Origin of the sequence: Sphingomonas ginsenosidivorax, assembly GCF_007995065.1 — a bacterium.
Classification (GTDB): domain Bacteria; phylum Pseudomonadota; class Alphaproteobacteria; order Sphingomonadales; family Sphingomonadaceae; genus Sphingomonas; species Sphingomonas ginsenosidivorax.
The window spans coordinates 653,810-674,018 of the sequence record NZ_VOQR01000001.1; the positions used below are offsets into that span (position 1 = coordinate 653,810).

The 20,209-nt window shown below is 69.6% G+C and carries 16 protein-coding genes; 15 read left to right on the forward strand and 1 reads right to left on the reverse strand.

All coding sequences use genetic code 11. The features are described from left to right. Positions 1–9: 9 nt before the first annotated feature. The 13 genes from FSB78_RS02875 (at position 10) to FSB78_RS02935 (ending at position 17,084) form a co-directional block, all read left to right on the forward strand. On the forward strand, positions 10–1,368 hold the full coding sequence (locus tag FSB78_RS02875; protein ID WP_147079790.1) for a UDP-N-acetylmuramoyl-tripeptide--D-alanyl-D-alanine ligase: 1,359 nt from the start codon (positions 10–12) through the stop codon (positions 1,366–1,368). Further along, positions 1,368–2,438, forward strand: coding sequence for a phospho-N-acetylmuramoyl-pentapeptide-transferase (gene mraY, locus FSB78_RS02880; protein WP_147079792.1), 1,071 nt, complete (start codon positions 1,368–1,370; stop codon positions 2,436–2,438). The genes FSB78_RS02875 and mraY overlap by 1 nt, the downstream gene beginning before the upstream one ends. Next, positions 2,435–3,724, forward strand: coding sequence for a UDP-N-acetylmuramoyl-L-alanine--D-glutamate ligase (gene murD, locus FSB78_RS02885; RefSeq protein ID WP_147079794.1), 1,290 nt, complete (start codon positions 2,435–2,437; stop codon positions 3,722–3,724). The genes mraY and murD overlap by 4 nt, the downstream gene beginning before the upstream one ends. 59 nt (positions 3,725–3,783) lie before the next feature. Further along, on the forward strand, positions 3,784–4,965 hold the full coding sequence (locus FSB78_RS02890; protein ID WP_147083972.1) for an FtsW/RodA/SpoVE family cell cycle protein: 1,182 nt from the start codon (positions 3,784–3,786) through the stop codon (positions 4,963–4,965). Continuing rightward, on the forward strand, positions 4,962–6,116 hold the full coding sequence (murG, locus tag FSB78_RS02895) for an undecaprenyldiphospho-muramoylpentapeptide beta-N-acetylglucosaminyltransferase (protein ID WP_147079796.1): 1,155 nt from the start codon (positions 4,962–4,964) through the stop codon (positions 6,114–6,116). The genes FSB78_RS02890 and murG overlap by 4 nt, the downstream gene beginning before the upstream one ends. A gap of 13 nt (positions 6,117–6,129) precedes the next feature. Continuing rightward, positions 6,130–7,560, forward strand: coding sequence for a UDP-N-acetylmuramate--L-alanine ligase (gene murC, locus FSB78_RS02900; protein ID WP_147079798.1), 1,431 nt, complete (start codon positions 6,130–6,132; stop codon positions 7,558–7,560). A gap of 83 nt (positions 7,561–7,643) precedes the next feature. Further along, positions 7,644–8,639 (forward strand): UDP-N-acetylmuramate dehydrogenase, encoded by a 996-nt coding sequence (gene murB, locus FSB78_RS02905; protein WP_422396724.1) that lies wholly within the window; start codon positions 7,644–7,646, stop codon positions 8,637–8,639. Next, positions 8,636–9,586, forward strand: a complete 951-nt coding sequence (locus FSB78_RS02910; RefSeq protein ID WP_147079802.1) for a D-alanine--D-alanine ligase — start codon at positions 8,636–8,638, stop codon at positions 9,584–9,586. Before murB ends, FSB78_RS02910 begins: the two co-directional genes overlap by 4 nt. Continuing rightward, a complete protein-coding gene (locus FSB78_RS02915) occupies positions 9,583–10,530 on the forward strand; it encodes a cell division protein FtsQ/DivIB (RefSeq protein WP_147079804.1) in 948 nt (315 codons plus the stop codon). Before FSB78_RS02910 ends, FSB78_RS02915 begins: the two co-directional genes overlap by 4 nt. Beyond that, positions 10,531–11,793 carry a cell division protein FtsA gene (gene ftsA / locus FSB78_RS02920; RefSeq protein ID WP_147079806.1) on the forward strand — a complete coding sequence of 421 codons (1,263 nt, stop codon included), beginning with the start codon at positions 10,531–10,533 and terminating at the stop codon, positions 11,791–11,793. 109 nt (positions 11,794–11,902) lie between these two features. Continuing rightward, the gene (gene ftsZ / locus FSB78_RS02925) at positions 11,903–13,426 is read left to right on the forward strand and encodes a cell division protein FtsZ (RefSeq protein ID WP_147079808.1); all 1,524 of its coding nucleotides are present in this window, start codon (positions 11,903–11,905) and stop codon (positions 13,424–13,426) included. A 218-nt stretch (positions 13,427–13,644) separates the two neighbouring features. After that, complete coding sequence (locus FSB78_RS02930) at positions 13,645–15,921, forward strand: SPOR domain-containing protein (RefSeq protein WP_147079810.1); 2,277 nt, start codon at positions 13,645–13,647, stop codon at positions 15,919–15,921. Further along, positions 15,918–17,084 (forward strand): deoxyguanosinetriphosphate triphosphohydrolase, encoded by a 1,167-nt coding sequence (locus FSB78_RS02935; protein WP_147079812.1) that lies wholly within the window; start codon positions 15,918–15,920, stop codon positions 17,082–17,084. Before FSB78_RS02930 ends, FSB78_RS02935 begins: the two co-directional genes overlap by 4 nt. A gap of 107 nt (positions 17,085–17,191) precedes the next feature. Here the strand turns inward: FSB78_RS02935 and FSB78_RS02940 are convergent, their stop codons facing one another. Beyond that, a complete protein-coding gene (locus FSB78_RS02940; protein ID WP_199743103.1) occupies positions 17,192–17,497 on the reverse strand; it encodes a hypothetical protein in 306 nt (101 codons plus the stop codon). Positions 17,498–17,700: 203 nt separating this feature from the next. On the opposite strand from FSB78_RS02940, the gene argS reads away from it, so the two are divergent. Next, positions 17,701–19,425 (forward strand): arginine--tRNA ligase, encoded by a 1,725-nt coding sequence (gene argS, locus FSB78_RS02945; RefSeq protein WP_147079814.1) that lies wholly within the window; start codon positions 17,701–17,703, stop codon positions 19,423–19,425. Then, the gene (locus FSB78_RS02950) at positions 19,425–20,147 is read left to right on the forward strand and encodes an SPOR domain-containing protein (protein WP_147079816.1); all 723 of its coding nucleotides are present in this window, start codon (positions 19,425–19,427) and stop codon (positions 20,145–20,147) included. Before argS ends, FSB78_RS02950 begins: the two co-directional genes overlap by 1 nt. The last annotated feature ends 62 nt before the right edge of the window (positions 20,148–20,209 follow it).

Genomic DNA, 20,209 nt, shown 5'->3' on the forward strand with positions numbered 1-20,209 from the left:
AGGGGGGCAGTGAGTCTTTGGACTTCCGCCGAGATCGCCGCGGCTACCGGGGGTACCGCGTCCGGGGACTTCGCCGTGACCGGCGTCGCGTTCGATTCGCGCGAGGTTGGCCCCGGCGACCTGTTCGTCGCGATGAAGGGCGAGGCGAGCGACGGCCACCGCTTCCTCGACCAGGCGTTCGCGCAAGGCGCGGCGGGGGCGATCGTGTCCGCGCCGACCGACCATCCGCACGTCCTGGTCGCCGACAGCTTCGTCGCGCTGCAGGACCTCGGTCGCGCCAGCCGCGCGCGGTCCTCCGCGACGATCGTCGGGGTCACCGGATCGGTCGGCAAGACCAGCGCCAAGGAAGCATTGTTCGCCTGTCTCGACCGCGCGGCGCCGGGCGCAGCGCATCGCTCGGTCAAGAGCTACAACAACCATACCGGCGTGCCGCTGAGCCTGGCGCGGATGCCGCGCGAGGCCCGGTTCGGCGTGTTCGAGATGGGCATGAACCATGCCGGCGAACTCGCCGAGCTGACGCAGCTGGTGCGCCCGCATATCGCGATGGTGACCACGATCGCGCCGGCGCACACCGCCTTCTTCCCCGACGAAAGCGCGATTGCGGACGCCAAGGGCGAGATTTTCGCCGGGCTCGGGTCGGACGGCGTTGCGATCATCCCCTATGACAGCCCGCACCGCGACCGGCTGATCGGCCATGCTGCGCCCCATGCCGGCCGGATCGTGACGTTCGGCCTCGAAAAGGGCGCGGACGTGCGCGCGATCGAGACGATGCGGCTGGCGACCGGCGGGACCTTCGTCACCGCGGCGTTCCGCGACCGCGAGCTGAGCTTCACGATCGCGCAGCCCGGCATGCACTGGGTCTCGAACGCGCTGGGCGTGCTCGCCTGTGTCGATGCGGCGGGCGGCGACCTCGGCCTCGCTGGGCTCGCGCTCGCCGAGCTCGGCGGGTTGCAGGGGCGCGGCGCGCGGTTCGTGGCGGGCGACGTGCTGGTGATCGACGAGAGCTACAACGCCAACCCCGCCTCGATGCGCGCGACGCTCGCGGTGCTGGCCAACGAGCCCGGACGGCACGTCGTGGTGCTCGGCGAGATGCGCGAGCTGGGCGAGGGGTCGGACGCCTATCATGCCGGCCTGGCCGAGCCGATCCTCGCCGCGCGCGTCGAAACGGCGCTGCTGGTCGGTGAAGCGATGGCGCCGCTGGCCGCCGCGCTTGAGGGGCGGATCGATATCGTCCATGTGCCCGACTCTGCCGCTGCGCTTTCGTCGTTACGGACGATCCTGGCGCCGGGCGACACGGTGCTGGTCAAGGGATCGAACGGCGTCGGGCTGTCGCGGCTGGTCGCTGCCCTCGCGGACGGAAAAAACTAATGCTGTACTGGATCGCCGAGCATCTGGGGTTTCCCGGCGTGCTCAACCTGCTTCGCTATCAGTCGACGCGCACCGGCGGCGCGGTCGCGACCGCGCTGCTGATCGGGCTGATCATCGGCCCGCGCTTCATCGGCTGGCTGCGCGTCCGCCAGGGCAAGGGGCAGCCGATCCGCGCCGACGGCCCGCAGACGCACCTCGCCAAGCGTGGCACGCCGACGATGGGCGGGCTGATGATCCTGACCAGCATGGGGCTCGCCATCCTGATGTGGATGGATCTGAGCAACGCCTATGTCTGGGCGTGCCTGTTCGTGACGCTCGGGTTCGGGTCGATCGGGTTCATGGACGATTACGACAAGGTCCGGAAGGCGAGCAGCGCGGGCGTGTCGGGACGGACGCGGTTGCTGCTCGAATTCGCGATCGCCGGGATCGCCGCGACGATCATCATGAGCCAGAACGGCCCGCATCTGTACCTGCCGTTCACCGACCGCTTCTACCTCGACCTCGGCTGGTTCTTCCCCGTCTTCGCGGCGTTCACGATCGTCGCGTTCGGCAATGCGGTGAACCTGACCGACGGGCTCGACGGCCTCGCGACGATGCCGGTGATCATCGCCAGCGTCGCGTTCATGCTGATCGTGTATCTGGCGGGCAACGTGAAGTTCGCGAGCTATCTGGGCATCCCGCACGTGCCGGGGGCTGGCGAGCTGGCGATCTTCTGCGGCGCGATCGTCGGCGCGGGGCTCGCGTTCCTGTGGTTCAACGCGCCGCCGGCGGCGGTGTTCATGGGTGACACCGGCTCGCTGGCCTTGGGCGGCGCGCTGGGCACCATCGCTGTGGTCGCGCATCACGAGATCGTGCTCGGGATCATCGGCGGGCTGTTCGTCGTCGAGGCGCTGTCGGTGATCATCCAGGTGTTCTTCTACAAGCGCACCGGCAAGCGCGTGTTCCGCATGGCGCCGATCCACCATCATTTCGAGCAACTCGGCTGGGCCGAGGCGACCGTCGTGATCCGTTTCTGGATCATCGCGTTCGTGCTGGCGCTGGCCGGCCTGTCGACGTTGAAGCTGCGGTGATCCGCGCACGCGCCTGGGCGGAGAAGCGGTACGCTGTGCTGGGACTGGCGCGGTCGGGCCTGGCGAGCGTGCGCGCGCTCGCCGCGGCGGGCGGCTATGTCGTCGCGTGGGACAGCGATCCGGCGGCGCGCGAGCGGGCCGAAACGGTCGACGGGGTGATCGTCCATGACCCCGCGCTGCTCGACCTGACCGGTGCCGCGGCGCTGGTGGTGTCGCCCGGCGTGCCGCTCAACACGCACCCGCTCGCCGCGCAGGCGCGCGCCGCCGGTGTCCCTGTGATCGGCGACATCGAGCTGTTCGCGCAGGCGCGGGCCGACCTGCCGCCGCACAAGGTCGTCGGGATCACCGGCACCAACGGCAAGTCGACGACCACCGCGCTGGTGCATCACATCCTGAAGACCGCGGGCGTCCCGACGCTGATGGGCGGCAATATCGGGCTGCCGATCCTCGGGCAGGAGCCGCTCCCCGAAGGCGGCGTCTATGTGCTCGAGCTGTCGAGCTACCAGATCGACCTGACGCAGAGCCTCGACTGCGACGTCGCAGTGCTGCTCAACATCACGCCCGATCACCTCGATCGCTATGACGGGTTCGAGGGCTATGCCGCGTCGAAGGCGCGGTTGTTCGCGATGCAGTCGGCCGGGCATGCCGTGGTGATCGGGATCGGCGACGACGCGTCTGCCCGGATCGCGGACAGCCTGTCGGGGCGATCGGATCGTGTGACGACGGTCGCGCCCGGCGCCGCCGTCGACCAGAGCGCGTGGCCGTCGTTGCAGGGGCCGCACAACGCGCAGAACGCGCTCGCCGCGACCGCGGTCGCGAAGGCATTGGGCGTCGGCGACTCCGATATCGAGGCAGGGCTCGCCAGCTTTACCGGTCTCGCGCACCGCATGGAGCGCGTCCGCGTCGTCGACGGCGTCGCGTATGTCAACGACAGCAAGGCGACCAACCCCGACTCCGTCGCGCCCGCGCTCGCCGCGTTCGAGCGCGTGCACTGGATCGTCGGCGGCAAGGCCAAGAGCGACGATCTAGACGCCTGCCGTCCCGCCTTCGGCCATGTCGTCCGCGCCTACACGATCGGCGAGGCGGGCCCGCGCTTCGCGCAAATCCTGAAGGGGGACATGCCCGTCGAGGAGGCCGGGACGCTCGACGCCGCGGTGCGTGCGGCTGCGGCTAAGGCGCGCGCAGGCGAGACCGTGCTGTTGTCGCCGGCTTGTGCTAGCTTCGACCAGTTCCGCGATTACGAGGAGCGCGGCGCCGCGTTCCGCGCCGCGGTGGACGCATTATGACGGATGCGCGCGCTGTGAGCGACCTGAACGACATCAAGGGCCGCGGGATCGTCGCGAAGATGAAGCGGCGGGGCGGGCGTGGCGATCGCTCGCCGCTCGGCACCTGGTTCTGGGACATCGACCGGATGCTCCTGCTGCTGACCTTGTTCCTGATCGCGATCGGGCTGATCGCGGTGGCGGCGGCGAGCCCGGCGACCGCGGTGCGCTATTCGGGCGAGCACCGCAAACTCGCCCCGCTCTATTATTTCTGGCGACAGCTGATCTGGGTCGCGGTGTCGATGCCGGTGCTGTTCGGGGTGTCGATGATGCCCGTGCCGATGGCGCGGCGGATGGCGCTGGTCGGGACCGCGGTGCTGATCGCGATCCTCGCGGTCACGCCGTTCATCGGGGTCGAGGTCAACGGCGCGCGCCGCTGGATCGGGTTCAGCTTCGCGCAGTTCCAGCCGTCCGAGTTCCTGAAGCCGATGTTCATCGTCAGCGTCGCGTGGCTGTTGTCGCTGCGCGCGAAGGACCCGGAGCTGCCGACCGTGCTGATCACCGGGGGGCTGACCGCGGCGATCGCCGCGATGCTGATGCTCCAGCCCGATTTCGGCCAGACGATCATCTATTGTTCGGTGTGGATGGCGCTGCTGATGATCGCGGGCACGCCGATCCGGGTGATGGCGGGGCTGGTGGCGTGCGTGCCGATCGGGCTCGGCGCGGCGTACATGTTCTACGGCACCGCCCGCAACCGCATCGACGCGTTCCTGTTCCCGACCGCGGAAGGCGACGGCGCGAGCGATCATTTCCAGACCAACGCGGCGCACAACACGCTGACCGGCGGTGGCTGGACCGGGACCGGCCCCGGCGGCGGGTCGGCCAAGTTCGGGCTGCCCGAGGCGCATACCGACTATATCTTCTCGGTGATCGGCGAGGAATTCGGCCTGATCGCCTGCTCGATCATCGCGCTGCTGTTCCTCGCGATCGTGGTGCGCGTGTTCGTCAAGCTGCTCGACGAACAGGACGAGTTCAAGCTGCTGGCCGCCGCGGGCCTCGCGACGCAGTTCGGCGCGCAGGCGCTGGTCAGCATGGCGGTGAACACCGGGCTTGCACCATCGAAGGGCATGACCTTGCCCTTTATCAGCTATGGCGGATCGTCGATGATCGCGCTGTCGATCGGCATGGGGTTGCTGCTGGCGTTCACCCGGCGCAATCCGTTTCTCACGCGGAGCCCCTACGTCGTCCGCTGGAGTGGTGAATGAACGTCAACAGATCTCGGCATTATGTCCTGGCCGCCGGCGGCACCGGGGGACACATGGTTCCCGCCGCAGCGCTCGCCGCGGAACTGACCAAGCGCGGCCACCGCGTGGCGCTGGTCAGCGATGCGCGCGGCGTGCGCTTTCCCGGGCTGTTCGATGACATCCAGACGCATGTCCTGCCGGCCGGTCGCCTCACCGGCGGACCGCTTGGCTGGGCGAAGGCGCTGCGCGAGATGTGGCGCGGCCGGGCGATGGCGCGCGAGCTGTACAAGACCTTCCGCCCCGCCGCGGTGATCGGCTTTGGCGGCTATCCGGCGATGCCCGCGCTGCTGGCGGCGTTCGCGGACGGCATCCCGACCGCGGTGCACGAGCAGAACGCGGTGCTGGGGCGGGTCAACCGGTTCGTCGCCGGCCGCGTCGACGCAATCGCGACCTCCTATGAGCGCACCGAGCGCCTCACCCCGAAGCTGGAAGCGAAGACGCACCTCGTCGGCAATCCGGTGCGCGAGGCGGTGCTGGCACTGCGCACCCGCCCCTATCCGCTGCTGGAAGAGGACGGCATCTTCCGCGTACTCGTCACCGGCGGCAGCCAGGGTGCGAGCATCCTCAGCCAGGTCGTGCCCGACGGGCTCGCGATGCTGCCGGTGACCTTCCGCCGCCGGCTGCAGGTGACGCACCAGGCGCGCATCGAGGACATCGACGCGGTACGCGCGAAATATGCCGAGCATCAGATCCCGGCCGAACTCGCGACCTATCTGCCCGACATGCCCGAGCAGCTCGCCTGGGCGCATCTGGTGATCGCGCGCGCGGGTGCGTCGACGATCGCCGAGCTGACCGCGGCAGGCCGGCCGGCGATCCTGGTGCCGCTGCCGAGCGCGACCGACGACCACCAGACGGTCAACGCGCGCGAGATGACCACGGTCGGTGGCGCGCGCACGATCGCGCAGCGCGAGTTCACCGCGGTCGAGCTGGCCAAGCAGATGCAGAAGCTCGGGCTCGATCCCGCCGCGCTCGAAAATGCCGCCGGACGCGCGCGCAGCGTCGGCCGGCCGAACGCGGTCAGCGACCTGGCCGACCTGGTCGAGAGCCTGGATTCGCCGGTCGCGCGGCTTCCCGTCGGCGCGCCGGCCAAGCCGAAGGCGCAATTCGCATGAAGGGTTTCGAAGCATGAGGGGCGTGGCGACCGATATCGGGACGATCCACTTCGTCGGGATCGGCGGGATCGGCATGTCGGGCATCGCCGAGGTGATGAAGAATCTCGGCTACCGCGTGCAGGGGTCCGACGTGGCCGAGGGCTATGTCGTGCAGGGCCTGCGCGACAAGGGCATCCCGGTCGCGATCGGGCACGCCGCGGAAAATATCGGCGATGCCGCAGTGGTCGTGGTGTCGACCGCGATCGTGCGCTCGAACCCCGAAGTCGAGGCGGCGCTGAACGCGCGCGTGCCCGTGGTGCGGCGTGCGGAGATGCTCGCCGAGCTGATGCGGCTGAAGTCGACCGTCGCGGTCGCGGGGACGCACGGCAAGACCACGACGACGTCGATGGTCGCGGCGCTGCTCGATGCGGGCGGGGTCGACCCCACCGTGATCAACGGCGGCATCATCAACAGCTACGGATCGAACGCGCGCCTCGGCGCCTCGGACTGGATGGTCGTCGAGGCGGACGAGAGCGACGGCAGCTTCCTGCGATTGGACGGCACGATCGCGGTCGTGACCAATATCGATCCCGAGCATCTCGACCATTACGGGTCGTTCGACGCGGTGAAGGACGCGTTCGTCGAGTTCGTCGAGAACGTGCCCTTCTACGGCGCCGCGGTGCTGTGCCTCGATCATCCGGAAGTGCAGGGGATCCTGCCGCGCGTCCGCGACCGGCGCGTGGTGACGTACGGCTTCTCCGCGCAGGCCGATGTGCGCGGCGTCAACGTGACGCCGATCCCGGGCGGCAACCGCTTCGAGTGCATCGTACGTTCGCGCGACGGCGGCACGCGCTCGATCGAGGGGATCGAGATGCCGATGCCGGGCCGGCACAACGTCCAGAACGCACTGGCGGCGATCGGCGTGGCGCTGGAACTCGGGATCGACGATGCGACGATCCAGCAGGGCTTCGCCAAGTTCGGTGGGGTGAAGCGGCGCTTTACCAAGGTCGGCGACGTACCCTTTGGTGAAAGCGGGGGCGCCACGATCATCGACGATTACGGCCATCATCCGGTCGAGATCCGCGCGGTGCTCGCCGCCGCGCGCGAGGGGGCCAAGGGCCGCGTCATCGCGGTGGTGCAGCCGCATCGCTATTCGCGGCTCGGCAATCTGATGGAGGACTTCCAGACCGCGTTCAACGACGCCGACCGGGTGCTGGTCGCGCCGGTCTATGCCGCCGGCGAGGCTCCGGTCGAGGGCGTCGACGCGGCGGCTTTGGTCGAGGGGCTGAAGCGGCGCGGGCATCGGTTTGCGGCGACGGTGGCGGATGCGGATGCGCTGGCCGAGGAGCTGGCGGCGACGATCGAGGCGGACGACATGGTCGTGTGCTTGGGGGCGGGTGACATCACGAAATGGGCGGCCGGGTTGGCGGATGCCATCGCCGCGAAGCGGATGGTCGTGGCGTGAGTGCGCGCGCATCTTCTCCCCTCCCGCTTGCGGGAGGGGTTGGGGGAGGGCCTGTTCCCGCCTCGGGCGACGCGTTGGCGGCTATCTCGTTCCCACCCCTAGCCCCTCCCGCAAGCGGGAGGGGGACGGTGGTGCCCAACGGCAGCCTTGCGGACTTCATCTGGTTTCGGACCGGCGGGCCGGCGGAGTGGCTGGTTCGGCCTGCCGATATCGCTGATCTTTCGGAAATGCTTGCCAGCCTGGATCCCGCGACACCCGTGCTCCCGGTCGGCGTCGGCTCGAACCTGATCGTCCGCGACGGCGGCGTACCCGGGATCGTCGTCCGCCTGCCCAAGGCGATGGCGAAGGTCTCGGTCGAGGACGGCCGCGTTCGTGCAGGCGCAGGGGCGATGGGGATCACCGTCGCCAGCGCCGCGCGCGACGCCGGGATCGCGGGCCTCGAATTCCTCCGCGGGATCCCCGGCACGGTCGGCGGCGCGGTCCGGATGAACGCGGGCGCCTATGGCCGCGACGTCAGCGACATCCTGGTCGAGGCGACCGTCGTCACGCGCAACGGCGCCGTCGAGACCTGGCCCGCCGCGCGGCTCGGCTACGTCTATCGCCACTCGGACCTGCCCGCGGGGGCCGTGGTGGTCGAGGCGGTGTTCTCGGGGACGCCCGGCGACCCCGTTACGATCGGCGTCGAGATGGACCGCATCGCCGCCGAGCGCGAGGCGTCGCAGCCGCTGCGATCGCGCACCGGCGGCTCGACGTTCAAGAATCCCGAGGGGTACAAGGCCTGGGCGCTGATCGACGCCGCCGGCTGCCGGGGCCTCACGCGCGGCGACGCGCAGGTGAGCGAGAAACACTGTAATTTCCTGCTGAACCTCGGGTCTGCGTCGAGCGCCGAGATCGAGGCACTGGGCGAAGAGGTACGGGACAAGGTGAAGGCGCATTCGGGGGTGACGCTGGAATGGGAAATCCAGCGGGTTGGGGTATTCCCCTCCCGCTCGCGGGAGGGGCTAGGGGAGGGCGTGTCCGACACGTGTTCCGAACAGGCCCTCCCCCAACCCCTCCCGCAGGCGGGAGGGGAGGCATGAACCCCCTCCACATCGCGGTCCTGATGGGCGGCTGGTCGGCGGAGCGCGACGTTTCGCTGATGTCGGGCGCGGGGGTCGCCGACGCGCTCGAATCACTCGGGCACCGCGTCACGCGGATCGACATGGACCGGCAGGTCGCGGCGCGGCTGGCCGAGGCGAGGCCCGACCTCGTGTTCAACGCGCTGCACGGCACGCCGGGCGAGGACGGGTCGGTGCAGGGACTGCTCGACCTGATGGGCTTGCGCTACACGCATTCGGGGCTCGCGACCTCGGTGATCGCGATCGACAAGGTGCTGACCAAGCAGGCGCTGGTCCCCGCGGGTATCCCGATGCCGGGCGGCCGGATCGTCAAGTCGGCAGACCTGTTCGAGGCCGATCCGATGGCGCGGCCCTATGTGCTGAAGCCCGTCAACGAAGGCTCGTCGGTCGGCGTCGCGATCGTCACCGATGAAGGCAATTACGGCAACCCGATCGCGCGTGATGCGACCGGGCCCTGGATCGATTTCGACGAGCTGCTGGCCGAACCCTATATCCGCGGGCGCGAGCTGACGACCGCGGTGCTCGGCGGGGCGGCGCTCGGGGTGACCGAGCTGATCCCCAAAAGCGGCTGGTACGACTACGACGCGAAATACACCGACGGCATGACGGTGCACGAATGCCCGGCGAACATCCCCGACGAGATCGCGGAGGCGTGCAAGAGCCTCGCGCTCGAGGCGCACCGGCTGCTCGGCTGCAAGGGCGCGTCGCGGTCGGACTTCCGCTGGGACGACGAGCGCGGGGTCGACGGGCTGTTCCTGCTCGAGGTGAACACGCAGCCGGGGATGACTCCGCTGAGCCTGGTCCCCGAACAGGCACGGCACATCGGCATGAGCTATGCCGCGCTGGTCCAGGCGATCGTCGACGAGGCGATGGCCGCGGACTGGCCGGTGGTGGACGGCACTCCATGAGCCGCACGATCAAGCGCGGGCCTCCGCCCAAACGGCCAGCGCCGCGGCGGAAGGTCGCGGTCAAGAAGGTGTCGGTGATGGACCGCGTGATCGGCATGCTGCCGGTCAGCGAGGAGACGCTGAAGAAGCTCGCGACCTGGTCGATCCTCGGCGCGGGCGCGGCGGTGGCCATCGCGGGCGCGGTCTGGATCGGGATTCCGGGCATGATCGGCGGCGCGGTGGCCGAGGGCGCGGGGCGCGCCGGGTTCAAGGTCGACCAGATCGAGGTCACGGGCCTGAAGCGGATGGACCGCATGTCGGTCTATGCGGTCGCGCTGGAAGACAAGCAGAACCAGACCTCGATGCTCTCTGTCGACCTGGAAAGTATCCGCCAGAAGTTGTTGCGATACGGGTGGATTTCCGACGCGCACGTGTCGCGGCGGCTGCCCAACACCCTGCTCGTCGATATCGTCGAGCGGACGCCGGCGGCGGTGTGGCAGGACAATGGCCAGCTGACGCTGATCGATGCGGCGGGCGTGCTGCTCGAGCCGGTGCAGCCCGATGCGATCCCGAACCTGCCGCTGGTGATCGGTCCTGGCGCGGATCGGCAGGAGGCGTCGTACCAGACCCTGCTCGCCGCCGCGCCCGCGCTCAGGCCGCGTGTGAAAGCGGCGACCTGGGTCGGCAACCGGCGCTGGGACCTGACCTTCGAGAGCGGCGAGACGCTTGCACTGCCCGAAGATGGGGCGCCTCGTGCGCTGGTGAAGTTCGCCGAACTCGACGGGTCGCGGCCGCTGCTGGGGCGCGGCTGGATCCGGTTCGACATGCGCGATCCGACCAAGCTGGTCGCGCGCAAGCCGGGCGCGAGCCTGGCGCACAGCGTCGACGTGCCGGCGCAGGATACGACGTCGATGAAGACCCGATCGGAGACCGCGGGGGCGGCCGCAACAGGCGAGGAAGTCTAGATGGCGAAGGTAGCACCCGAGGGCCTGATCACGGCGCTCGATATCGGATCGTCGAAGGTGTCGGCGATGATCGCGCAGAAGGGCGATGGCGGCGAGCTGATCGTGCTCGGCACCGGCCAGCGCGAGAGCCGCGGCGTCAAGCGCGGCTATATCGCCGACATGGCCGCGACCGAGGCCGCGGTGCGCGAGGCGGTCGAGCAGGCCGAGCGGATCGCGGGGATCAACATCGAGAATGTCTGGGTCGGCTTCTCGGCCGGCGGGCTGGTCAGCGACGTCGCGGAGGTCGAGTTCGAGCTGGGCGGCCACCGGGTGGAACAGCAGGACATCGACGCACTGCTCGCGGCGGGGCGCAACTCGATCGACCCGCAGGGGCGGATGGTGCTGCACGCACAGCCCGCGCTCTACACGCTCGACGGGCTGACGGGGGTGAAGAAGCCGCTCGGGTTGCATGCCGACCGGCTGGGCGTGCACATCCACGTCGTCGCCGCGGACGGGTCGCCGGTGCGCAACCTCGACCTGTGCGTGCGGTCGGCGCATCTCGAGGTGAAGTCGATCATTGCCTCGCCGGTCGCGACGGGGCTGGCCTGCCTGTCGGAGGAGGAGCGTGAGCTCGGCGTCGCGCTGGTCGAGATGGGGGCGGGGATCACCAACGTGTCGCTGTTCGCGGGCGGGATGCTGGTCGGGCTGACCTCGATCCCGATCGGCGCGCAGGACATCACCGACGACATCGCCTCGGCGTTCGGCACCCGGCGCCAGCTCGCCGAGCGGATGAAGTGCTTCCACGGGTCGGCCAATGCGTCCCCGCGCGACAACCACGACATGATCCCGGTGATCCCGATCTCCGCCGAGGACGGCGCGGGCGAGGGCGCGCAGATCACCAAGGCGCAGCTGATCGGCGTGATCCGCCAGCGGCTCGAACATCAGATGGGCGAGGTGCGCACCGCGCTCGCCAAGCTGAAGTTCGAGGGGCCGGTCGGGCGGCAGGTCGTGCTGACTGGTGGCGGCGCCGAGCTGAAGGGCGTCGCCGACTATGCGCAACAGGCGCTGGGACGCTCGGTCCGCATCGGCCGGCCGCGCGGACTGACCGCCCTGCCAGAGGCGCATGGCGGACCGGCGTTCGCCACGCTAGCGGGGCTGGCCTTCTATGCAGCGACCGATCCGGTCGACCTGCGCGGGCTCGCGCCGCAACGGACGACGGTGCATCGGCCCAAGGGCATGGGCATGATGCGCAAGCTGATCCAGGCGGCACGCGCGAATTATTGAGGATTGGTGACGTTCGGCACGCTTTTGTGTGGAACGTCGCAAGTCGATAGTGCAAAACAGTTAATCAGGGGCCCGGCAGCGTATCATCCGGGATGTGCGGAGACAGGCGATGAGCATCGAATTCTTGAGTCCCGAAGTGGACGAACTGGCCCCCCGCATCGCGGTGATCGGCGTCGGCGGCGCCGGCGGCAACGCGATCGCCAACATGATGCGTGCCGACGTCCAGGGCGTGGACTTCCTCGTCGCGAACACCGACGCGCAGGCGCTGAAGCAGTCGACCGCGCCGCAGCGCATCCAGCTCGGCACCAAGATCACGCAAGGGCTCGGCGCAGGTAGCCGTCCCGAGATCGGTCGCGCGGCGGCCGAGGAGACGATCGACCAGCTCGCCAAGATGCTCGAAGGCGCGCACATGTGCTTCATCACCGCGGGCATGGGCGGCGGCACCGGCACGGGCGCAGCCCCGGTCATCGCCAAGGCGGCGCGCGACATGGGCATCCTGACCGTCGGCGTCGTGACCAAGCCGTTCGCGTTCGAAGGCAACCGTCGCGCCAAGTCGGCCGAGGGCGGCATCGAGGAACTGCAGAAGTACGTCGATACGCTGATCGTCATCCCCAACCAGAACCTGTTCCTCATCGCCAACGCGAACACGACCTTCAAGGAAGCGTTCACGATGGCGGACGAGGTGTTGCAGCAAGGCGTGCGCAGCATCACCGACCTGATGGTCATGCCGGGCCTCATCAACCTCGACTTCGCCGACGTCCGCAGCGTGATGCAGGAAATGGGCAAGGCGATGATGGGCACCGGCGAGGCGAGCGGCGACAACCGCGCGCTCGAGGCTGCACAAAAGGCGATCTCGAACCCGCTGCTCGAAGGCGTCAGCATGCAGGGCGCCAAGGGCGTCATCATCTCGATCACCGGTGGCGACGACATGCGCCTGCTCGAGGTCGACGAGGCGGCGAACCATATCCGCGACCTGGTCGATCCCGATGCCAACATCATCTGGGGTTCGGCGTTCAACCAGGAGCTGGAAGGCAAGATCCGCGTCTCGGTCGTCGCGACCGGGATCGACGCCGACGCCAAGGCACCGGCTGCACCGCTAGAGCCCACGCGCTCGTTCAGCTTCGGCGGCATCCGCAAGACCGACGAGACCACCTCGTTCCGCCCGACCGAAGCCGCAGCCCCTGCGCCGGCCGCTGCAGCGCCCGTCGCCGCCGCGCCGGCAACGGCTCCCGCCGCCGAGGAAGAGCCGCTCGACCTGGGCGCGTCCTCCGCGATCAAGCCCGAGCCGGCAGCCGATGCCGACGAGGAACTGGTGCTGGGTGCCGAGACGATCGTGCCCGAGCCGCCGCGCAGCTTTGCCGACGAGCCGTTCGGCACGTCGCCAGCGGTCGCGACCGGCCATGTGCCGACTCCGGCCGCGGACGAAGGCGGCGCACGCCGTCGCTGGCTCGCACCGGGTGCCGAAGCCGCCCCCGAGGCCGCACCGGCGCCGACGCCGCGCGTGAAGTTGGGTGGCACCTTGTTCGAGCGCATGTCGAATGCCGCTCGCGGCGCGGCCAAGGAAGACGGCGAGACGCCGACCCCGGACCCCCTCGATATTCCGCGGTTCCTCCATCGGCAGAACAACCAGTAACCGGGCTGGCCGACCCGTCGTCGGCCCCCGGGGTCACGCCCAGGGACTCGCGTCGCCTTGTTCGGTGAGCAGGGCGGCGTGACCCGGCGACCGGTGACGGGAATGCGGCTTTTTCAGCAGCTTCCGACGTTCGTCGCCGCCCGTACCCATTTCGTCGCGACCGTCCTCACGTGACATTGCCGCTTCGGCCGTACTCGGGTCTAGCTGTCGTTCACTCCATGACTCATAGATTCACCCTTTCCCTGACCGCCGTGCTGTTGCTGGCGACGGCGCCATGCGCGCTTTCGGCGCAGGAAGTCGTGCAGGCGCTGCCGGGCACGACGGACGCCGACCGGTTGGGCGACGTAATGCGCCAGCTGGCGTCGAGTCCGCAGAATGTCGATGCGCTGCTGCGCGCGGGCGAATTGTCGATCGACGTCGGCGACCTGAGCGGCGCCGCCGCGCTGTTCGCGCGCGCGGAAAAGGTCGATCCGCGCAACGGCCGCATCAAGGCGGGGATGGCATCGATCCTCGTCCGCTCGGAACGACCCGGCGAGGCGCTCCGCTATTTCTCGCAGGCCGAGGCGCTGGGTCTCGACCCGCGCCGGTTCGCGACCGACCGCGCGCTCGCCTATGATCTGGTCGGGCAGCAGGACCGCGCGCAACGCGACTACCGCGTGGCGCTGCGCGATACCCCCGACGACGAGACGGTCCGGCGCTACGCGCTGTCGCTCGGCATTTCGGGCAAGCAGGAGCTGGCGTTGCAGCAGCTCGCGCCGCTGTTGCAGAAGACCGACCGCGGCGCGTGGCGCGCGCGTGCGTTCATCCTGGCGATGACCGGCGACGTGCCCGCCGCCGAGCGGATCGCGACGACGATGATGCCGGCCGGGATGGCGCAGGGGCTGTTGCCGTTCTTTGCGCGGCTGCCGTCGCTGCCAGCGAGCGACCGCGCCTTTGCCGTCCATTTCGGCGAAATCCACGCCACGCCCGAACGGCTTGCCGATGCGCGGATGACGCCGCCGCTGCCGATGCTGGGTCCCGACCCGACGGTGCCGGTGATGATGGCCGCCGCGCAGCCGGTCGTCGTGCCCTCGGCACAATCGCAAAAGGCGCAGAAGCGCGACCGGCGGCAGACGTCTCGCACGGAGATGGCTGCGGTCCGGCAAAATGCGACCCGGCAGGATTCGATTCGGCAGGGCGCGACCAGGACGGTCCAGGCGGCGCCGGCCCCCGCGGCGGTGGCGCAGGTTCCGGTCCGTACCGCGCCGACGACCGTTCAGGCGCTGCCGGCGCCGGTCGTCGTTGCGCAGGCGCCGGTTCGCACCGCGCCCGTGACGACCGTGTCGTCGACGCCCGTCGTCGTCGCGCAGGTGCCGGCCCGGACAGCGGTTCCCGTGACGCCGTACGCGTATCGCGCGCCGACGACGCTGGCGCAGGTGCAGACCCAGGGCGCGACCAGGACCGAGACCCAGGTCGAGACCCGGACCATCGCGCCGGTGCTGGCGCAGTCCGCGCCGGTGCGGGCGCCGATGCCGACCGCGAGCGGGCAGCTGCCGGCAACGATGGTGGCGCAGATGGCGGCGATACCTGCACCGACCAGCACGCCGGTCACGCGCGCGTCGAGCACGAGCCTGCCGACCACGGCGCCGTCGCCGACGGTCCCGGCATCCCCGGTGGCGAGCGCGCAGCCCTTGCCGTCGCCTGGTTTTTCGGGCGGTACGGCGGTTGTTGCGGCAGCGCCGACTGCGTCGCTGTCGGCGACCGCCGTACGCCCGGCCACGGTCACGCCGGCACCGACACAAGTCGTGCCGGCACCGGTCGCCGTGGCCGCGACACCGACTCCCGCGGCAGAGGTTGCCGCTGCGCCGCCATCGATCGGGCGGACTGGCGATGATTCGATCCTGGCGCGAATCGTCGCCGGGCTGTCGATCCCGGCGTCCGAGCTCGACGTCGCGCCGGTCGCCGCCGCGCCGGTGACGAGCGCGGCGCCTGCCGTCGCGGCGATGTCGAGCGATGCGGCGCGCGTCCTCGCCGAGGCGGAGGCCAAGGCGCAGCGCGATGCCGCGGCGAAGGCCGTGCTCGCGAAGAAGCTCGCCGCCGAGAAGGCCGCGGTCGCCAAGAAGGCGGCGGACAAGAAGGCGCTGGCCGACAAGAAGGCGCTCGCCGAGAAGAAGGCCGCCGCGGCCGAGAAGGCGCTGGCCGACAAGGAAGCGGCCGAGGAGAAGCGGATCGCGCGCGCCAATCCTGAGCGGATCTGGGTGCAGGTCGCGGGCGGCGCGACCGAGGGCGACCTGCCCAAGGCGTGGAAGGCCGTGAAGGCCAAGGCACCGACGGTGTTCGCGGCGCGCAGCGGCTGGACCACGCCGCTGCGCGCGACCAACCGCGTGCTGACCGGGCCGTTCAAGACCGATGCCGAGGCGCGCAGCTTCGTCAACCAGCTCGCCAAGGGCGGCGTGTCGGCGTTCACCTTCACCAGCGATGCGGGGCAGGCCGTCACGAGGCTTCCCGCGAAATGAGCTACCGTGCGCCCTGGGCTTCGGACCCGGGTCGCAGCAAAGGTCGGCTTCACGAGGAACAGAACGGGACCGCGCGCGGCCCCCGCGACGTCTTCCAGCGCGACCGCGACCGGATCATTCACTCGATCAGCTTCCGCCGCCTGCGGCACAAGACGCAGGTGTTCATGGCGCCCGACGGCGACCATTTCCGCGTCCGGCTGACGCACAGCCTGGAAGTCGCGCAGATCGGGCGGACGATCGCGCGCACATTGGCGCTCAACGAGGACCTGACCGAGGCACTTTGCCTGGCGCACGACATCGGCCATCCGCCGTTCGGCCATGCCGGCGAGGATGCGCTGAAGGCTGCGCTGAAAGGGCAGGGCGGGTTCGATCATAATGGCCACACGCTGCGCACGCTGGTGGCGATCGAGCACCCCTATCCGCGCTGGCGCGGGTTGAACCTGAGTTGGGAGACGCTGGAGGGGCTTGCGAAGCATAATGGGCCGGTGCGGCATCCGGGCTGGGCGCTGGCGGCGGCGGATGCGGAATTCCCGTTGGACCTGACGAGCTTTTCGAGTCTCGAGGCGCAGGTCGCGGCGATCGCGGACGACATCGCGTACGACAATCACGACATCGACGACGGTCTGCGCGCGGGGTTGCTGACGCTCGACCAGTTGCTCTCGGTGCCGCTGGTCGCGCGCGGCTGGGACGAGGCGCGCGCGCGCTATCCCGACGTGGAGCCCAAACATCTGATGGGCGAGCTGGTGCGCAGCCAGATCGGGACGATGGCGAACGACCTGATCGCGGAGACGCGCCGGCGGATCGCGGACAGCGGTGTCGGCAGCGTCGAGGACGTCCGCGCGGCGGGAACCTGCCTGGTCGGCTTCACCGACGCGATGCGCGAGGAAGAGCGCGACCTGAAGCGTTTCATGTATGCGAACTTGTACCACCATCCGCGCCAGCTCGAGGCGGCGGGGGCGGCGCATGGGATCGTCGCAGGGCTGTTCGCGGCCTATCGCGCCGACCCGGGGGCCATCCCGGAGGAGTGGCGCGCGCGGTTGCCCGAGGCGGAACCCGAGCGGAGCCGGCACATTGCCGACTTCATCGCGGGGATGACGGATCGCTATGCGGTGTCGCGCTACCGCGAGATCGTCGGGCCGATCGATCTGCCCGAGGGGTTTTAGCAAAGCCTGAGCTGTGAAATCCCCCCGTTCGTACTGAGCGAAGTCGAAGCACCTGGGACAGATGCCCTTCGACTTCGCTCAGGGCGAACGGAGGGGGCTAGGCCAAATCAGTTCGCCGTGGTGGCGATCCCGCTGGCAACGCCGCCCGCAGCGCCGGCTGCTTCGCGCGTGTTGAACGATACCGGCACGCCGCCCGAGGTCCCCGAGACACGGTCGCCGCGAACGACGAGGTGGAAGGCTTCGCCCGACGGCAGGCGGCGGCCGTCGATCACCTGGCGGCCGTCCTGGCGGCTCGCGGTGTAGACATAGGTGCTGCCGTTATGGACGAAGCTCTGGCGGGCGTCAGCGGCGATGCCGATCGACGACGTCATGGCGGCGGCAGCGGCGGTCAGGATCAGGATGGTCTTGCGCATGATCGTTTCTCCACAATGTTGGTGTCGAGCCGGATCAGCAGGGCCGGTCTCAGAGCTGCAAAATATTGCGGTGCAGCATGAGTGGCAAATGCAAACCCACCGAATGCGATTGCGTGAGACGCAATCCGTCACAAACCCGTCGCTTCTCAATTTTGAGCCGAGCGGCTAAGGGACGCGCTTTCGTGCCAAGCCTGGAACCTTCGATGACGCTCTACATCCGTTTCGCCGCGCATATCGATGCGGCGCTCGACGCGCTGACCGCAGCGGGGACGCTGCCCGCCGGGCTGGACCGCCGGAACGTCACCGTCGAGCCGCCGCGCGACGCCAGCCATGGCGATCTCGCGACCAACGCCGCGATGGTGCTGGCCAAGCCCGCCAAGACCAATCCGCGGATGCTCGCCGAGGCGCTGGTCGGCGAATTGTCGAAGCTGGAGGACGTCGCGAGCGCGAGCGTCGCGGGGCCGGGCTTCATCAACCTCAAGCTGACAGACGACGCGTGGCGCGGCGAGCTGGCGGCGGTGCACGCGGCGGGCGCCGATTACGGCCGCTCGACGCAAGGCCGCGGGATCACGGTCAACATCGAATATGTCTCGGCTAACCCGACCGGGCCGATGCACATGGGGCATTGCCGCGGCGCGGTGGTGGGCGACGCGCTCGCCGCTTTGCTCGAATTCGCCGGGCACCGCGTGATCCGCGAATATTACGTCAACGACGCCGGCGGGCAGGTCGACGTGCTCGCGCGGTCGGCGCACCTGCGCTACCGCGAGGCGCTGGGCGAGGCAGTGACGATCCCGGAGGGGCTGTACCCGGGCGAGTATCTGATGCCGGTCGGGCAGGCGCTGGCCGCCGAGTTCGGCGACCGCTTCGTCGACGCGCCCGAGAGCGACTGGCTGATCACCTTCCGCACGCGTGCGGTCGCGGCGATGATGGTGATGATCCGCGCCGACCTGGCGCTGCTCGGGATCGAGCATGAGGTGTTCTCGTCCGAGGCCGAACTGCAGGCGCTGGGCAAGCCCGAGGCGGCGGAGGCCGAGCTGCGCTCGCGCGACCTGGTCTATGACGGCGTGCTCGAGGCGCCCAAGGGCGAGATGGCGGACGACTGGGAGCCGGTCGAGCTGCCGCTGTTCCGATCGACGCAGTTCGGCGACGACCAGGACCGGCCGATCAAGAAGTCGAACGGGTCGTGGACCTATTTCGGCGCCGATCTCGCCTATCATTTCCAGAAGAGCCAGACCGCCGACCAGCTGATCGACATCTGGGGCGCGGACCATGGCGGCACCGTCAAGCGGATCGTCGCCGCGGTCGCCGCGCTGACCGGCGGCAAGACGCGGTTCGACGTCAAGCTGGTTCAGATGGTCCGGCTGCTGCGCGCGGGCGAGCCGGTCAAGATGTCGAAGCGCTCGGGCAATTTCGTGACGCTGGCCGACGTCGTGCGCGAGGTCGGCAAGGACGTCGTGCGCTTCACGATGCTGACCCGGCGGTCCGACGCGCAGATGGATTTCGACTTCGCCAAGGTCGTCGAGGCATCGAAGGACAACCCGGTCTTCTACGTCCAGTACGCGCATGCGCGCATCGCATCGCTGCACCGGCGTGCGGCGGAGGCGGGAATTGCAGCGGTTTCGGCGGATCTGTCCCGGCTTGATACGGACGAACTGGCGCTGGTGCAGCTCGCGGCGCAGTTCCCGCGCATCGTCGAGACCGCGGCGACGGCGCGTGAACCGCACCGGATTGCGTTCTATCTCTATGACTTGGCCGCCGCTTTCCACGCGCTGTGGAATGTCGGGAACGACCGCCCCGACCGCCGCTTCCTCGTCGTCGAGGATCCCGGCGCGACTGCGGCACGTCTTTCCTTGGCGGACGCGATCGGGCAGATTATCCGCAACGGCCTCGGTATCATGGGTGTCGAGGCGGTTTCGGAGATGAAATGATGGCCGACGACATGGATCTGCGCGAGGAAGACCGGCTTCCCTGGCTGGAAACGGTCGAACCCGATGAGGAGGAAGGCGTCGGTCTCGGCCGCGTCGTCGCGCTCGTCGTGCTGGGTCTGGGCGTGCTCGCCGCGATCATCTTCGGGATCTACACGCTGCAGCACCGCCCGCTCACGGGCGACGGCCAGCTGATCGCCGCGCAGGAAGGCGACTACAAGGTCAAGCCGACCGATCCGGGCGGCCTCAAGGTCGAGGGCGAGGGCAACAGCGCGATCGCCACGAGCGCCGGCAAGGGCGCGGGCAACGGCGCGATCGACCTGCGCGGCGTGCCGGAAACGCCGGTCGCAGGGCAGCGCGCCAAGGCCGTCGCCGCCAAGGATCCCACGGGGCGCAACGCGGTCGCGCAGGTCCCGGCTTCGGGCGGGCGGCTGGTCGCCACCGCGCCGGTCTCGGCATCGCGCTCGGGCAACGCCAGTGCGGCGGTTGCGGGCTCGCTGGTTCAGCTGGGGGCGTTTCCGAGCGAGTCGGTCGCCAACGCCGCCTGGGATCGCTTCTCGAAGCGGTTCGCCTATGTCGCCGCGCTGGGCAAGTCGGTCCAGCCGGTCGCGGCGGGTGGGCGCACGCTGTACCGGCTGCGCGTGAATGCGGGTAGCGCGAACCAGGCGGCCGATATCTGCGGGCGGCTGCGCGTTGCCGGCGAGACGTGTTTCGTTGCGAGCTGATTTCGGCGCAAGCTGACGCGACCCGCCTCGGTTCTCCCGCGTAGGCGGGAGTCCAGGGTTAC

Bases quoted from the DNA above. Each gene is read 5' to 3' on its own strand.
- mraY (WP_147079792.1), top strand. From the start codon at position 1,368: ATGCTGTACTGGATCGCCGAGCATCTGGGGTTTCCCGGCGTGCTCAAC.
- FSB78_RS02890 (WP_147083972.1), top strand. From the start codon at position 3,784: ATGAAGCGGCGGGGCGGGCGTGGCGATCGCTCGCCGCTCGGCACCTGG.
- murG (WP_147079796.1), top strand. From the start codon at position 4,962: ATGAACGTCAACAGATCTCGGCATTATGTCCTGGCCGCCGGCGGCACC.
- murC (WP_147079798.1), top strand. From the start codon at position 6,130: ATGAGGGGCGTGGCGACCGATATCGGGACGATCCACTTCGTCGGGATC.
- FSB78_RS02910 (WP_147079802.1), top strand. From the start codon at position 8,636: ATGAACCCCCTCCACATCGCGGTCCTGATGGGCGGCTGGTCGGCGGAG.
- FSB78_RS02915 (WP_147079804.1), top strand. From the start codon at position 9,583: ATGAGCCGCACGATCAAGCGCGGGCCTCCGCCCAAACGGCCAGCGCCG.
- ftsA (WP_147079806.1), top strand. From the start codon at position 10,531: ATGGCGAAGGTAGCACCCGAGGGCCTGATCACGGCGCTCGATATCGGA.
- ftsZ (WP_147079808.1), top strand. From the start codon at position 11,903: ATGAGCATCGAATTCTTGAGTCCCGAAGTGGACGAACTGGCCCCCCGC.
- FSB78_RS02930 (WP_147079810.1), top strand. From the start codon at position 13,645: ATGACTCATAGATTCACCCTTTCCCTGACCGCCGTGCTGTTGCTGGCG.
- FSB78_RS02935 (WP_147079812.1), top strand. From the start codon at position 15,918: ATGAGCTACCGTGCGCCCTGGGCTTCGGACCCGGGTCGCAGCAAAGGT.
- FSB78_RS02940 (WP_199743103.1), bottom strand. From the start codon at position 17,497: ATGCGCAAGACCATCCTGATCCTGACCGCCGCTGCCGCCGCCATGACG.
- argS (WP_147079814.1), top strand. From the start codon at position 17,701: ATGACGCTCTACATCCGTTTCGCCGCGCATATCGATGCGGCGCTCGAC.
- FSB78_RS02950 (WP_147079816.1), top strand. From the start codon at position 19,425: ATGGCCGACGACATGGATCTGCGCGAGGAAGACCGGCTTCCCTGGCTG.